15 protein-coding genes are annotated in these 13552 nt (G+C 73.4%); 9 read left to right on the plus strand and 6 right to left on the minus strand.

Features of this window, described 5'->3' with window-relative positions; all coding sequences use genetic code 11:
* Positions 1 to 103 precede the first annotated feature (103 nt).
* Positions 104 to 589: a DinB family protein gene (locus EDD29_RS30960; protein WP_123667833.1), complete on the plus strand. Its 486-nt coding sequence runs from the start codon at positions 104 to 106 to the stop codon at positions 587 to 589.
* Between the two features lie 8 nt (positions 590 to 597).
* On the opposite strand, the gene EDD29_RS30965 is transcribed toward EDD29_RS30960, so the two are convergent.
* Both EDD29_RS30965 and EDD29_RS30970 read right to left on the minus strand, forming a co-directional pair.
* Positions 598 to 924 (minus strand): DMT family transporter, encoded by a 327-nt coding sequence (locus tag EDD29_RS30965; protein WP_123667834.1) that lies wholly within the window; start codon positions 922 to 924, stop codon positions 598 to 600.
* A gap of 145 nt (positions 925 to 1069) precedes the next feature.
* The gene (locus tag EDD29_RS30970; protein ID WP_123667835.1) at positions 1070 to 1636 is read right to left on the minus strand and encodes a TetR/AcrR family transcriptional regulator; all 567 of its coding nucleotides are present in this window, start codon (positions 1634 to 1636) and stop codon (positions 1070 to 1072) included.
* Between the two features lie 129 nt (positions 1637 to 1765).
* Here EDD29_RS30970 and EDD29_RS30975 point away from each other — a divergent pair, with 129 nt between their 5' ends.
* Both EDD29_RS30975 and EDD29_RS30980 read left to right on the plus strand, forming a co-directional pair.
* Entirely contained in the window at positions 1766 to 4108 is a 2343-nt protein-coding gene (locus EDD29_RS30975; RefSeq protein ID WP_123667836.1) for a beta-glucosidase family protein, read from the plus strand.
* Between the two features lie 307 nt (positions 4109 to 4415).
* Positions 4416 to 5009, plus strand: coding sequence for a histidine phosphatase family protein (locus tag EDD29_RS30980; protein WP_123667837.1), 594 nt, complete (start codon positions 4416 to 4418; stop codon positions 5007 to 5009).
* A gap of 22 nt (positions 5010 to 5031) precedes the next feature.
* Here EDD29_RS30980 and EDD29_RS30985 read toward each other — a convergent pair whose 3' ends face one another.
* Together EDD29_RS30985 and EDD29_RS30990 are read right to left on the minus strand one after the other, a co-directional pair.
* Positions 5032 to 5715 carry a response regulator gene (locus EDD29_RS30985; RefSeq protein ID WP_342774480.1) on the minus strand — a complete coding sequence of 228 codons (684 nt, stop codon included), beginning with the start codon at positions 5713 to 5715 and terminating at the stop codon, positions 5032 to 5034.
* Between the two features lies 1 nt (position 5716).
* Positions 5717 to 7870 carry a sensor histidine kinase gene (locus tag EDD29_RS30990; protein ID WP_170201659.1) on the minus strand — a complete coding sequence of 718 codons (2154 nt, stop codon included), beginning with the start codon at positions 7868 to 7870 and terminating at the stop codon, positions 5717 to 5719.
* 195 nt (positions 7871 to 8065) lie between these two features.
* On the opposite strand from EDD29_RS30990, the gene EDD29_RS30995 reads away from it, so the two are divergent.
* The 4 genes from EDD29_RS30995 to EDD29_RS31010 all read left to right on the plus strand — a co-directional run bounded on the left by EDD29_RS30995 (position 8066) and on the right by EDD29_RS31010 (position 10722).
* Positions 8066 to 8713 (plus strand): hypothetical protein, encoded by a 648-nt coding sequence (locus tag EDD29_RS30995; protein WP_123667839.1) that lies wholly within the window; start codon positions 8066 to 8068, stop codon positions 8711 to 8713.
* A gap of 68 nt (positions 8714 to 8781) precedes the next feature.
* On the plus strand, positions 8782 to 9471 hold the full coding sequence (locus EDD29_RS31000) for an acetoacetate decarboxylase family protein (protein ID WP_123667840.1): 690 nt from the start codon (positions 8782 to 8784) through the stop codon (positions 9469 to 9471).
* A gap of 118 nt (positions 9472 to 9589) precedes the next feature.
* A complete protein-coding gene (locus EDD29_RS31005; RefSeq protein WP_123667841.1) occupies positions 9590 to 10120 on the plus strand; it encodes a copper chaperone PCu(A)C domain-containing protein in 531 nt (176 codons plus the stop codon).
* A 32-nt stretch (positions 10121 to 10152) separates the two neighbouring features.
* Positions 10153 to 10722, plus strand: a complete 570-nt coding sequence (locus tag EDD29_RS31010; RefSeq protein WP_148086151.1) for a TetR/AcrR family transcriptional regulator — start codon at positions 10153 to 10155, stop codon at positions 10720 to 10722.
* A 49-nt stretch (positions 10723 to 10771) separates the two neighbouring features.
* On the opposite strand, the gene EDD29_RS45850 is transcribed toward EDD29_RS31010, so the two are convergent.
* Positions 10772 to 10933: a hypothetical protein gene (locus EDD29_RS45850; protein ID WP_170201660.1), complete on the minus strand. Its 162-nt coding sequence runs from the start codon at positions 10931 to 10933 to the stop codon at positions 10772 to 10774.
* Positions 10934 to 11075: 142 nt separating this feature from the next.
* On the opposite strand from EDD29_RS45850, the gene EDD29_RS31015 reads away from it, so the two are divergent.
* Together EDD29_RS31015 and EDD29_RS31020 are read left to right on the plus strand one after the other, a co-directional pair.
* On the plus strand, positions 11076 to 12461 hold the full coding sequence (locus EDD29_RS31015; RefSeq protein WP_123667843.1) for an FAD-binding oxidoreductase: 1386 nt from the start codon (positions 11076 to 11078) through the stop codon (positions 12459 to 12461).
* Positions 12462 to 12469: 8 nt separating this feature from the next.
* Positions 12470 to 13219, plus strand: a complete 750-nt coding sequence (locus EDD29_RS31020) for a Mut7-C RNAse domain-containing protein (RefSeq protein ID WP_123667844.1) — start codon at positions 12470 to 12472, stop codon at positions 13217 to 13219.
* A gap of 54 nt (positions 13220 to 13273) precedes the next feature.
* On the opposite strand, the gene EDD29_RS45015 is transcribed toward EDD29_RS31020, so the two are convergent.
* A complete protein-coding gene (locus EDD29_RS45015; RefSeq protein WP_148086152.1) occupies positions 13274 to 13483 on the minus strand; it encodes a hypothetical protein in 210 nt (69 codons plus the stop codon).
* Positions 13484 to 13552: the final 69 nt, after the last annotated feature.

Below are 13552 nucleotides of genomic sequence, written 5' to 3' on the forward strand. Positions count from 1 at the left end.
TCTACCGAATGTGTCGGAATACCTGATGGGGACAGGTGCGGGCACTCCGGGCAAGGCCCGGTGCGGGCCGGGAAATGTCAGAGGGGCGTCTTACAGTGAGGGCATGAACACGGAACGAGCTGATTTCCGCGCGGCGATGCGGCGGCACCGGGAGTTCCTGCGCTTCGCCGTCAAGGGCCTGACCGACGACCAGGCGGTGCGGCGGAGCACGGTGAGCGAGCTGACCCTCGGCGGCGTCGTCAAGCACGTGGCGCTCACCGAACGGGGATGGATGCGCTTCGCCGTCCACGGCGCCGAGGGGCCGGCCTTCGATCCGGCGGCTCGCGCCCTGGAGTTCGTGATGGGCGAGGGCGAGACCCTGGAATCGCTGCTCGACCTCTACGGCGAGGTGGCCGCCGAGACCGAGGCGCTGCTCGCCGAACTCGACCTCGACGCGGCCCACGCGCTGCCCGAGGCGCCCTGGTACGAACCCGGCACCGCCTGGACCGTCCGGCGCGTCCTGCTGCACATCCTCGCCGAGACCGCGCAGCACGCCGGGCACGCGGACATCCTGCGCGAGACCGTCGACGGGCAGAAGACGATGGGTTGAAGGGCGCCTCAGTGCCCGCCCGAGAGGTTCAGGGTGACCACTCCGGCGACCACCAGGACGACCCCCGCGACCTTGGCCGCGTTGACCGGCTCGTCCAGGAAGAGCACGCCGATCGCCGCGATCAGCGCGGTGCCGACACCCGCCCAGATGGCGTATGCGACGCCCACCTGGAGCCCGCGCGCGATGCCCTGCGCGAGCAGCACGAACGACAGCCCGTACCCGGCGAGGCAGACGAGGGTGGGCAGCAGGCGGCTGAAGCCCTCGGTGCTCTTGAGAAGGCTCGTCGCGATCACCTCGCTGAGGATCGCGCCGGCCAGGAACAGGTACATCACCATCGGGGCCTCCGTCGTGCCACACCTGCGTACCGGTACAGAGGTACCGGAAGTCCGGCTCGATGTTGAATCGGTGAACCGCGCCGAACCGGTGAACCCTGCCGTACGGATCCTCCGCGCACCGGGGACGTGCCGCGCGCGCCCGCGGTCACCCCGCGGGGCGGGCCGCGCCCAGCAGGGCGAGGAACGCGCGGAAGAGCGCGGGCATGTCGATCTCGTCGGGGGCGAGCAGCCACTGGAGCTGGAGCCCGTCCATGACGGCGAACAGCAGAGGGGCGGCCTGCTCGGGCGTCACCCCGCCGGGCAGCGCGTCGCCGAGTTCGGCCCGGACGACCTCGGCCATCCACCCACGGGCGCTGCCGTAGCGCTCGCGGAAGAACGCCGCGGCCGGATGGCCCTCCAGCACGCTCTCGGCCGCCAGCACCGTGAAGGACTGCACGATCCCGCGCCGCTCGGTGTTCCATTCCACGATCGAGGCCACCGTGTCGAGCGTGATGCGGCCGTCGGCGCCCGGCAGCGCGATGACGTCGAGGCCCCGTTCGTCGCGCAGCCGCAGCACCTCGGCGAGCAGCCGGTCCTTGCTCGGGAAGTAGTGCAGGACGCCCTGCTGGCTGAGCCCGACCCGCTCGGCGACCGCCGCGATGGACGCCCCGGTGTAGCCGCGTTCGGCGAAGACGTCGAGCGCGGCGAGCAGGATCTCCTCGCGTCGGTTCATGGCGGCCCACCCTAGTTCAATAACGGAAATATAACGAGACCTACCGAGTACTCGGTAGGAGTCCCTATCCTGCCGGAACGGGACCCCGCACGTCCGCCCCTTGACCCTCCCGTGCCCGAGGAGCCACCCATGACCGCGAACGACGACGCCCTGCTCGACGCCAAGGCGCGCCTCCTCACGGGCGCCGACATGTGGTCCCTGCCCGCCGTGCCCGAACTCGGGTTCAGGGGGCTCACCATGTCCGACGGGCCCATCGGCGTCCGCGGCGTGCGGTGGACCGGCGACCCGTCGATCGCGCTGCCCAGCCCCACCGCGCTCGCCGCCACCTGGGACGTCTCCCTCGTCCGCACCCTCGGAGCGCTGCTCGGGCAGGAGGCGCAGCGCAAGGACGTGCAGGTGCTACTCGCCCCCACGGTCAACATCCAGCGTTCCCCGCTCGGTGGACGGCACTTCGAGTGCTTCTCCGAGGACCCGCTGCTCACCGGCCTGATCGCCGCCGCCTACGTCCAGGGCGTCCAGGAGTGCGGAGTGGCGGTCACGGTCAAGCACTTCGTGGCCAACGACTTCGAGACCGAGCGGATGACGGCGAGCGTCACCGTCTCCGAACGCGCGTTGCGCGAGGTGTACCTGCGCCCGTTCGAGATCGTGGTCCGGGAGGCGCGGCCCTGGGGGATCATGGCGGCCTACAACGGCGTCAACGGGGTGCGGATGAGCGAGAACGCGGCCCTCCTGAACGGCGTCCTGCGCGAGGAGTGGGGCTTCGACGGGTTCGTCGTCTCGGACTGGTTCGGCGCCCGCGACACCGTCGCGGCGGCCCTGGGCGGGCTGGACGTGGCGATGCCCGGCATGGCCTCCCCCTACGGCCCCCCGCTCGCCGCCGCGGTCCGCGAAGGCGAGGTGCCGCGGAAAGTCCTCGAAGAGAAGGCCGCGCGGGTCCTGCGCCTGGCCGGGCGCACCTCCGGACCGACCGCCCCCGGCCACTTCGACGGCCCGGTGCTCGCGCGCGTGGCGGCGGCCCGTGCGACGACCCTGCTGCGCAACGACGGCGTCCTGCCGCTCGAGGGTTCGCCACGGATCGCGCTCATCGGCGGCCCGGCCAAGGACGCCCGGGTGATGGGCGGCGGCAGCGCCCAGGTCACGCCCTTCCACGTCGTCTCCGCGCTCGACGGGCTCACCGCCGCGGGACTCGACGTCCGCTACGCGCGCGGCGCGGACCCGAGCGAACGGCTGCTGCCCGCGGCCGTCACCGTGCGGGTCACCGCGCTGGCCGCCGACGGCGCGGTCCTCGCCGAGTTCGACCAGCCCGACGGCGTCATCCAGTGGCTCGGGCAGCTGCCCGAGGGGATCGACCCGGCGGCGCTCGACTCCGTCGTGCTGCGCGGCACGCTCACCCCCGGCGAGTCCGGCGGGCATCTGCTGGGCGTCGAGGGCGCGGGAACGTTCCGGCTCACCGCGGACGGCGAAGTCCTCTTCGACGGCACGGTCGCACCGGCGAGCGGCGATCCCTTCGCCGCGCTGTTCGTCGCGCCGCAGACGGTGCTCCCGAAGGTCCTCGAGGCGGGGCGGCCCGTCGAGGTGGAGGTGGTGCACCGGGTGGCGCGCGCCGCGGGGCCCGTCCCGTTCCTCGGGTTCGCGCTCCTGCACCGCGAGCCGCGGCCGGACCCCGACGCGCTGCTCGACGAGGCCGTCGAGGCGGCGGCGTCGGCCGAGGTCGCGGTCGTGGTGGTCGGCACGTCCAAGGAGGTCGAGAGCGAGGGATTCGACCGCACGTCGCTGCGGCTCCCCGGCCGCCAGGACGAACTCGTCGCCCGGGTGGCCGCCGCCAACCCGCGCACGATCGTCGTCGTCAACGCCGGATCGCCGGTCGAGATGCCGTGGCGCGACGACGTCGCGGCGCTCCTGCTCACCTGGTTCCCCGGGCAGGAGGGCGGCCACGCCCTCGCCGACGTGCTCACCGGCGCGCTCGAACCGGGCGGACGGCTGCCCACCACCTGGCCCGCCGTGCTCGAGGACTGCCCCGTCGTGGACGTCACCCCCAAGGACGGGGTGATCGAGTACGCCGAAGGCGTCTTCGTCGGCTACCCCGCGTGGCAGCGCGCCGGCACGGCCCCCGCCTTCGAGTTCGGTTCCGGCCTCGGCTACACCACCTGGTCCTACGAGAGCGCCGAGCATGCCGGTGGAACCCTCACCGTTACCGTCCGGAACACCGGAACGCGCAGCGGCCGCGAGGTCGTCCAGGTCTACCTGTCCCCCGCCGACCCCGACCCCGAGAGCCCTGCCCGCCGACTCGTCGGCTTCGCCATCGCCGAAGCCGGTCCCGGCGAATCCACCACCGTCGCCATCGGCGTCCCCGCCCGCGCCTACGCCACCTGGCGCGACGGCGCCTGGAACCCGAATCCGGGCCGCCACCTCCTCCACACCGGCCACTCCCTCACCGACACCCCCCTGACCACCCTCGTCCACCACCCCTGACCCACGCCCATGCGGGAGAGCACGGGATCCACCGATCGGACCCGTCCGGCCGTCGGCGGCGCCGCGCGCGGAGGCCCCTGAACCGGGCCATGGGCTCCGGGGCCTCCTCGCGCAGGAGCATCGAGCCGATCAGGAGCCCGGCCGCCACGCGCCCGTGCTCGTCCTCGGACCCGCCCGAGCGCGCCTGGTGCGGCGGGGCGAGGCCGGGCGCCCGGGACGCGCGGGGCTCGAGGCCACGCGCGGGCGGACGGACGGTGAGATGATCTTTTCGGGTTCTGGCGCCGAGGCGGTAGTCGGGGAGGGCGGGATGACGGATCTCGTGCTGGTGCGGCACGGGCAGACCGTGTGGCATGCGGAGAACCGGTACGCCGGGGTCAGCGACATCGGGCTGACCGAGACCGGGGTGCGGCAGGCCGAGCGGCTCGCCGCGTGGGCGAAGGGCGCGGCGCTCGACGCGGTGTGGTGCTCGACGCTGAGCCGGGCAAGGATCACCGCGACGCCGAGCGCGGAGGCCGCCGGCGTCGGCCTGCGGGTGGACGCCCGGCTGCGCGAGCTGGACTTCGGGCTCGGCGAGGGCCTCACCAAGGCCGAGATGAACCTTCGGTTCCCGGCCGCGCGCGCCGCCTTCGAGGCCGATCCCTCCGCGCACCCGCTCCCAGGCGGGGAACGTCCCGGCGCCGCCGCCGACCGCTTCGTGTCCTGCCTCAGGCAGATCGAGGGCGACCGGGTCCTGGTCGTCGCGCACACCACCGCGATCCGCCTCGCCCTCTGCCACCTCCTCGGCATCCCCCTGGCCGACTACCGCCGCCGCCTCCCCGCCCTGGACAACGCCGCCCTCACCGAGATCCGCCTCCACCCCTCCCACGCCTCCCTCCTCCGCTACAACTCGCCTCTCCCCTGACTCCTTGAGGGTGGGGAGGGGGTCAGCGGCGGCCCAGGCCGGCGTCGCGGGCTCGGACGATGGCTTCGGCGCGGTCGGCGACGTGCAGTTTGGTGAAGATGTTGGAGACGTTGTTGCGGACCGTCTTCTGGGACAGGAAGAGGGCGGCGGCTATCTGGGCGTTGGAGCGGCCCGCGGCGACGAGTTCGATGATGTCGCGCTCGCGGGGTGTGAGCTGGGGGAAGACGTACTCGGCGGGTTCCGGGGGCGTGGATCGGCCGCTCTCCTCCGGGCCCGCGAAGAAGTCGGCGACCCGCCGCGCCACCGATGGTCCGAAGATGACGTCCCCGGCGGCCACCCCGCGGATCGCCCGGACGATCTCGGTCTGGTTCGCGCCCTTGAGGAGGTACCCGCGCGCGCCGGCCCGCATCGCGGCGAACAGGGTGGCCTCCTGCTCGGCCATGGTCAGCACGACCACGCCGATGTGCGGGCTCGCCGCGGTGACCCGGCGGGTCGCCTCGATCCCGTCCATGCCGGGCATGCCGACGTCCATCACCACGATGTCGGGCTGGAGCTCCGCGGCCCCCGCGACGGCCTCGGCCCCCGACGCGGCGGTGCCCACCACGTCGATGCCGGGCACCGAGCCGAGCAGCATGGCCAGCCCGTCGCGATAGACGGGGTGGTCGTCGGCGAGCAGGACGCGCAGGGGCTCGTCGGGCACCGGCACCTCAGGCAACGGCGGTCTCCATCTCCAGCGGAAGTCTCGCGCGCACCAGTGTGCCACCGTCGTCCGGGCAGGTGACCGCGCAGTCTCCGCCGAGTTCGGCGGCCCGCTCGCGCAGCGACAGCATGCCGACGCCCGCCGCGGTGTCGGGGCCGATGCCCGAACCGTCGTCGCGGACCTCGACCTCCAGCACCGCGCCGCGCGCGGCGAGCGTGACCTCGCAGCGGGCCGCGCCCGAGTGCCGCACCACGTTGGCGAGCGCCTCGGAGACGATCCGGTAGGCCGCGACCTCGACGGCCGCGGGGAGCCCGTCCAGGCCCGCGCCGCCGACCACGATGATCTGGAGCGCGGCCGAGCGCAGCCGGTCGGCGTGCTGCTCGACGGCGCGCAGCACGCCCAGTTCGTCGAGAGCGGGCGGGCGCAGGTCGTGCACGAGACGGCGCACGTCGGCCATGACGCCGGAGACCTCCGCGGCGGTCTGCTCGAGGATCCGGTCGGACCGCTCGGGCGCGCTGCGGGCGAGGTTGCGGGCCAGTTCGATGCGCAGGGCGACCGCGCCGAGACTCGGCCCGAGCCCGTCGTGCAGGTCGCGGCGGAGTCTGCGGCGCTCCTCCTCGCGGGCCGCGACGAGCTGGGCGCGGATGCGCTGGAGGTCGGTGCTCAGCTCGCTCGACCGGGCCGCGGCGGCCGCCTGGCGCACGAGGTCGCCCAGCAGCCGCTGGTCGCGCTCGGTCAGCTCGGCCCGGCACAGCACGAGCCTGCCCACGGCGTCGGTGGAGTAGACGACGGGCAGCGACACCGACGGGCCGCGCGGGACGCCGTGCTCGACGACCGACCGCACCCCGTCCGGCCGTTCGATCTCCACCCGGACGTACGGGAGGCGGAACGCGTCGGCGACGGTCCTGGCGAGCGCGGCGAGCTGTTCCTCGGGGCCGCTCGCCTGGTCGAGGCGGGCCGCGAGGGTGGAGACCATCGCGTAGGGGTCGTCGCGGGAGCCGTGCACCAGACGACGGGCCAGCCGCCATAGCCACGTCCGCAAGGGCGCGTACGCGATGGCCACGACCGCGATCGCGGCGAGGGCCGAGTCCCGCTCGCCCAGGACGCTTCCGGCGACGGTGAACACCGCGATGTCGAGCCCGACCACCACCACCGCCAGGACGGCGTACAGGAGCGTCGCCGGAAGCAGCCGGTCGATGTCGTAGAGGCGGTACTTGGCGACGGCCGCAAGGATCGCCCCGCAGGCAAGGCAGATGCCCGCGTACAGAAGGAGGGCGGTCAGCTCGGCGGAGAAGAGCAGAGGAAGGACGAGCACGCACGCGTTGACCAGCGCGGCCCACAGCAGCCAGCGGATCTGGGCGCGGCCCTCCGGCCCCGCCGCGCGGTAGCGGTGCGCGAGGACCGCGAGCGGGATGAGGAGGGTGACGGGCGTGATGGCTTGTGCCCCGTGGACGGCGACGGTCCAGAAGGCGTCCGGAAGGTGCGCGTTCAGGGGGTCGAGGTCGAGCCTGGCGATCTCGGGCGGCGGCGGGCCTTCCATGGCCGCGACGACCGAGGAGGGCACGAGCGCCCAGACGACGGGCAGCAGCGCGGTAAGGCCGAGGCCCACCGCCGAGAGAACCCGCCAGAACCGGGCGGCGGGCAGCCTTCCGTCGGGGAAGATCAGCAGCAGGAGCGGCAGCCCGAGCAGGAGCGCCGCGCCGAGCCTGGTGTACAGCCAGAACGCCGCGGCGACGCCCGGCGCGCCCGGATCGACGTAGACGCCGTGCACGATCCAGGCCCCGGCCAGCCCGTTCAGCGCCCAGTGCAGCCCGGACACCATCAGCACCCAGGCCACCGGATGCCGGGGCAGGCGGCGCAGCAGCAGCGCCGCGGAGACCGCCTGGACGAGGCCGCACAGCGACGCGGGCAGGCTCGTGCCGTCCACCCCGGTGTTCGGCGGGACCTCGGCACCCGCGTTCCGCAGCTCGAGCACCGCGGTGGCGACCGTGCACGCGAGCGCCGCGGCGACGAGGATCGCGGGCAGCGCGGCCCGCAGGGCGGCGGCCGGGGCCAGGCCGCGAAGGGCGGGCCGCCGCAAGCGCGCGGCGGCGGTGGGTACGGGATTCGGGTGCGGTGGGTCGCCTGAGGCCGGCTTCCCGGCGGGGGGCACATCGGTCACACGGCCCATTGTCGCTTTTTCCCGGGCGCCCTCCCAGGGACGCGCGTCCCGGGACCGCCCGGCGTCGATCCGGGCGCCGATCGGGGATGACCGGCCCTGCCGGCTCGGGACGGCGGGCGCGGATCGTGAAGCACGTCGCGGTGACCGCCGCGGTGAGCCGAGGACCGCGGCCGGGCGCCGCGACGGAGGAAGACCATGGAAACGCGCTACACCAACGAGCGGGCCCGCGCCCGCACCGACGTCGCCGCGCCGACCGGCCCCGCGGCCGACTCCGGCCCGTCGGCCAAGGCGATCAGGCGGGCGGGCCTCGGCCTGACCGCGGGCGCCCTGACCTGGGCCGTCGCGATCATCGCCTACGGCAGCGACGGCACCGGCACCGAGGGCCGGATCATCGACCTGACCGGGCTCGCCTTCCAGCTCGGCGTGTTCTGCCTGCTGTGGGTGCAGATCCGCACCATGGCGATCGGCACGTCGCGGGCCGCGCGGTTCGCGCTGAAGCTCGAGGCGGTCGTCCTGGGCCTGGCGAGCGTCTGGTCGCTGCTGCACGGGGTGCTGCCGGACGCCCAGGCCGAGTCGGGGTGGCTGGCGGTCCTCGACCTGACCTGGCCGCTGTCCATGCTCGGCATGGCGATCATCGCGGTCAAGCTCGCCTTCGCGGGCCGCTGGCGGGGCGTCCTGCGCGGGTGGCCGCTGGTCGCCGAGAGCTGGGCGATCGTCTCGGTACCGGCCTACGGGATCTTCGGCGAGGACATCGCGGGCTGGGTCGGCGGCGTCCACCTGCTCGTCGGCTACTGCGCCCTCGGCGTCCTGCTGGCGCTGCGCCCCGAGCTCACCCGGCGGTGACCGGAACCGGGCCCGGCCTCGGGGGGCCGGGCTTGAGACTCCGATCTAGAACCTGTTCTACTTGAGGCATGCACGAGATCCAGGGACGACAGATCGCCATGCCCGTCGAGATCCGCAAGGCCCGCGTGGCTTCGGCCATGTGGGCCGTTCCGGCGCGCACCGCCCAGAGCGTCATCGGCTACAGCGGTCTGCGCGTGCTGCGGCCCGCCCCCGGCCTCGCGGTGTGCACCCTCGCCTTCATCGAGTACATCGACGGAGACCTCGGGCCCTATCACGAGTTCGCCGTCGCGTTCCTCGTCGAGGGGGAGGGCGAGGGAGTCTCCCCCGTCGGGGCCTTCATCCACTGGCTCCCCGTGGACGGTGGATTCACCCTGGAGGCCGGCCGCACCATCTGGGGCTTCCCCAAGGTCATCACCCATCTCCCCATCGACTGGACCGGCCCCCAGCGCGCGGCCGTCCACGAGAAGGGCGCCCTCGCCGTCTCCCTCCAGGTGAAGCCCGGCCTCCCTGTCCCCGCCGGTGCCGGCAGTACCACCGTGGACGCCTACTCCTGCATCGACGGCGCCACCCGTCGCACTCCTTGGGTGATGAACCCCTCCGGCGTCCGCATGCGCCCCGGCGGCGCCACCGTCCTCCTCGGCCCCCACCCCGTCGCCGAAGACCTCCGCCGCCTGGGCCTCGACCGCCTCCCCGCCCTCACGACCACGACCGTCTCCCACCTCCGCATGACCTTCGAAGACGCCGTCCCCCTCGGCTGACGCGCCCGCTCCCGCCCCCGCGCCGCCTCGCGGCTTTGCGGTCGCATGGGGTGGGGGGTGTTTTGGCGGGAGCGGATCTCTGGCATCCCCACAGGGAGGGTTGAGTCTTGGGGGGACGATGAGGATCGGTTCGGTCGCGGCGCTCGCGCTGCTGGGCGGGACGCTGCTGTTCGGGTGCGGCAACGGCGACGAGGCGGGCGACTCGGGCTCGGTGTCCCCCGAGGCGGGCGTGGACGGGCAGGTCGGCCAGGTGGATCTGCGCGATGTGTTCGTGCTCGGCGGCGACGACGGGGCGGAGCTCGCCAAGGGCGCATCGGCCGCGGTCTACCTGACGATGGTCAACCACCCGGCGGGCGGCGAGGTCGACAACACCTCGGGGACCGAGGCCGAGGCCGACGTCCTCCAGTCGGTGACGTCGCCCGCCGCGGCCTCCGCCGAGATCGTCGGCGGCCCGATCACGCTGCCCGCCGGGGAGGACGTCCGGGTCGGGCCCGAGGCGAAGATCATCCTGAAGGATCTGACGGCGGCCCTGCCGAGCGGCGGGAACGTCGAGCTGACCTTCACGTTCGTCAAGGCGGGCAAGGGCACGCTCAGCGCCCCGGTGCAGTCGCGGCAGGAGACCCTCACCACGTATTCCCCCGCACCCTGAACCGCGCGGACCGGCCGGAGGTGGCGGACACCATGACGGAGCAGACATCCCGCGCACGGCTCCTCCACGCCGCCGCACGGCTGTTCGCCGAGCTGGGCTACGACCAGACGACGAGCACGCTGATCGCCGGTGCGGCGGGGGTCCCCGTCGAGGAGATCGCCAGCGAGTTCGGGGGGCGGCGCGCCCTCTACCTCGCGGTCTATCAGGAGGCGCAGAGCCACGACCTCCAGCTCGTCTCCGACCACATGCGGCCCGGCTTCACCCGGGACGACTACCACCGGCTCATCGACGACTACATCGACTCCATCGAGGGAAGCCCGTATCTCGCGGCCCTGTGGATCCAGCGGTGGATGAACGACGCCACGGACATCCGCGACGTCGAACAGAGTTACGCCAAGCCGCAGACGGAGCGGCTGATTCCCGCGCTCGCCGCGATCGCGCGCGACGGCGTCGATGCGGAGCTCACCCTGCTGACGCTGGTGTGGACCATCCAGATGCACACGGTGGCCGGCTCTCCCCTCGGAACGCCGGGAGGCGGTCCGAGGGAGAGGGCCCGGTTCCGTGCGCACGTCCACACGCTGGTGGACGCGCTCTTCGTGTGAGTGAGCGCCGGCGCCGGGCGGGCCCCGGCGCCAGGCGCGGGGCGCGGGGTCAGGTGCGGCGGACCGCGCGGCGGGCGCGGGCGGCGAGGGCGTGGATCTCGGCCTCGGTGGCGCGAAGGTCGGCTTCGGCGCGGGCGGTGCGCGCGGCCGCGGCGCGCTCTCGGGCGGTCGGACGGTGGTCGGACTCGGGATGCCTGCGGAACCACTTCATGCCTCTTGTCATTCCCTAGCGTGCAAGGATCAGTACTTTTCGTGGCAAAGGTCACGTTCACCCCTCGGATACACCCATAGATCTAGCTACAAAAGGAACATCTAGGTATGTATCGGGAGGCGCTGCTGGGGATGGCGGACCCATGAGAGCCTTCGACGAGTTGCGCACGGCGCTGCGCGGTGACCTCATCCTGCCCGGCGATCCCGGCTACGACCCGGCCCGCGCGGTCTACAACGCGATGATCGACAAGCATCCGGCGGCCATCGCGCGCTGCCGGGACGTCGCCGACGTCATCGCCTGCGTAAGGCATGGCCGTGCCCAGGGGCTCACCCTGGCCGTCCGGGGCGGCGGCCACAACGCGGGCGGCCTCGGCGTGTGGGACGACGCGCTCGTCATCGACCTGTCGGCGCAGCGGAGCACCTCGGTCGAACCGCAGGGCAGGACCGTCCGGGTGGACGGCGGCTGCACCTGGGGCGACGTGGACCACGCGACGGCGGCCTTCGGCATGGCGACCCCTTCGGGGATCATCTCCACCACGGGCGTCGGAGGGCTCACCCTCGGCGGGGGCATAGGCCACCTGTCGAGGCGCTGCGGGCTCACCATCGACAACCTCCTGTCCGCCGACGTCGTCCTGCCGGACGGCGCCTTCATCCGCGCCTCGGCGACCTCCCATGACGACCTGTTCTGGGCGCTGCGCGGCGGCGGGGGCAACTTCGGCATCGTCACCTCCTTCACCTTCCGCTGCCACGAGATCGGCGACAAGGGGCTCATCGTCGGCGGCCCCGTCCTCTACGACCTCGCCGACACCGGCGACGTCCTGCGCTGGTACCGGGAGATCCTCCCGACCCTTCCCGAGGACCTGAACGGATGGTTCGCCCTCATCACCGTCCCTCCCGCGCCGCCTTTCCCCGAGTCCCTGTGGGGGCGCAAGGTCTGCGGGATCATCTGGTGCTACAGCGGGCCGCGCGACCGGGCGGACGAGGTGCTGTCCCCCGTCCGAGCCTTCGGGTACCCGCTCCTCGTCGGCCTCCAGGCGATGCCTTTCACCGCCCTGCAGAGCGCGTTCGACGCCCTCTACCCTCCCGGCCACCAGTGGTACTGGCGCGCCGACTTCTTCACCGAGATCACCGACGAGGCCATCGAGGTGCACCGCGCCTTCGCCGAACGGCTGCCGACCCCGCAGTCGACGATGCACCTGTACCCCGTGGACGGCGCGGTGTCGCGCGTGCCTTCCGACGCGACCGCCTTCGCCTACCGTGACGGCGGCTGGTCGGGCGTCATCGTGGGGGTCGACCCGGACCCGGCCAACGCCGAGGCCATCAAGGCGTGGGCGCGCGAGTACTGGGACGCGCTGCACGGGACGTCGGCGGGCGGGGCCTACGTCAACTTCATGATGGACGAAGGGCAGGACCGGGTCCGGGCCTCCTACCGGGGCAACTACGAGCGTCTCACCGCCGTGAAAGCCCTCTACGACCCCGACAACATCCTTCACGTGAACCAGAACATCGTTCCGGCCGTGTCGGCGTGAGCGTCGGCATGAGCACGAGCGGCACTGCGGAACTGTCCCTGTCCTTCGCCCCCGACCTCCGCCTGTTCCTCCGTCCCCGGGACCGCGCGGGGCTCGTCGTGCGCGTGCCCCATGACGGGACCTCCTCACTCGGCCACCTCGTGGAGGCCGCAGGGGTACCGCTCACCGAGGTCGGCGGGCTGGAAGTGGCCGGGAGGCGGGTCGATCCCTCCTACCGCCCGAGCGGCGGCGATGACGTGCTCGTCACCCCCGTCCGCCGGCCGCAGCCGCTCCCTTCGCCGGCGAGATTCCTGCTCGACGTGCATCTCGGCGCCTTGGCCCGGCGCCTTCGGCTCGTCGGGCTCGACACCGCCTACGAGCCGTCACTCGACGACCCCGAGCTCGTCGTCCTGGCCAACGCGGAGCGCCGCGTCCTGCTCACCCGCGACCGGGGGCTGCTGCGGCGCCGCGCCCTCTGGCTCGGCGCGCACGTCCTGGGGGACGACCCCGACGCCCAGTTCGCCGACATCCTGCACCGCTTCGCGCCTCCCCTCGCGCCCTGGACGCGCTGCCCCGCGTGCAACGCCCCGCTCCGGCGGGTCGCCAAGGCCGACGTCCTGGAGTCGCTCCCCGCGGGGACCTCCCGGACCTTCGACGAGTACGCCGCGTGCACCGGCTGCGCGCACCTGTACTGGAAGGGCGCCCACCACGACCGGCTCGAGGAACTCGTCGCGACGGCGCTGCGCGCGACGGGCGCGGGGACCACGCCGGGGAACTGAGAGGGGCGTGCCCGGAGGGGCCGGGAGTCCTCCGGGCACGAACGGGGTGCGGGGTTACCAGCGGAGGTCGAGGTCCACGACGTCGTCGAAGTCCTCGGTGCCGGTGACGACCGGGTCGTCGCTGGGCGTGTGGACCGCTTCGGCCGGAGCGGCCCCGGCGAGCGCGGCGGAGACGCCGGTCGCCGTGAGGCCCAGGACCACGGCCAGCGCCCTCGGGGCCGTCAGCCGACGACGGCTCCGGGAGCACAAGGGACTGCGGTTCACGGAAGGCTCCTTCCGTCCCCGGCGGCGCGCGCCGGATCGAGTTCCGGGAGCACGGAAAGCACTCCCATC

The sequence above is a fragment of the Actinocorallia herbida genome (assembly GCF_003751225.1).
Lineage (GTDB): Bacteria > Actinomycetota > Actinomycetes > Streptosporangiales > Streptosporangiaceae > Actinocorallia > Actinocorallia herbida.

Coding starts and splice junctions, on each gene's coding strand:
- EDD29_RS31005 (WP_123667841.1), top strand. CDS start 9,590: ATGAGGATCGGTTCGGTCGCGGCGCTCGCGCTGCTGGGCGGGACGCTG.
- EDD29_RS31010 (WP_148086151.1), top strand. CDS start 10,153: ATGACGGAGCAGACATCCCGCGCACGGCTCCTCCACGCCGCCGCACGG.
- EDD29_RS30960 (WP_123667833.1), top strand. CDS start 104: ATGAACACGGAACGAGCTGATTTCCGCGCGGCGATGCGGCGGCACCGG.
- EDD29_RS30995 (WP_123667839.1), top strand. CDS start 8,066: ATGGAAACGCGCTACACCAACGAGCGGGCCCGCGCCCGCACCGACGTC.
- EDD29_RS30980 (WP_123667837.1), top strand. CDS start 4,416: ATGACGGATCTCGTGCTGGTGCGGCACGGGCAGACCGTGTGGCATGCG.
- EDD29_RS30965 (WP_123667834.1), bottom strand. CDS start 924: ATGGTGATGTACCTGTTCCTGGCCGGCGCGATCCTCAGCGAGGTGATC.
- EDD29_RS30975 (WP_123667836.1), top strand. CDS start 1,766: ATGACCGCGAACGACGACGCCCTGCTCGACGCCAAGGCGCGCCTCCTC.
- EDD29_RS31015 (WP_123667843.1), top strand. CDS start 11,076: ATGAGAGCCTTCGACGAGTTGCGCACGGCGCTGCGCGGTGACCTCATC.
- EDD29_RS31000 (WP_123667840.1), top strand. CDS start 8,782: ATGCACGAGATCCAGGGACGACAGATCGCCATGCCCGTCGAGATCCGC.
- EDD29_RS31020 (WP_123667844.1), top strand. CDS start 12,470: ATGAGCACGAGCGGCACTGCGGAACTGTCCCTGTCCTTCGCCCCCGAC.
- EDD29_RS45850 (WP_170201660.1), bottom strand. CDS start 10,933: ATGAAGTGGTTCCGCAGGCATCCCGAGTCCGACCACCGTCCGACCGCC.
- EDD29_RS30970 (WP_123667835.1), bottom strand. CDS start 1,636: ATGAACCGACGCGAGGAGATCCTGCTCGCCGCGCTCGACGTCTTCGCC.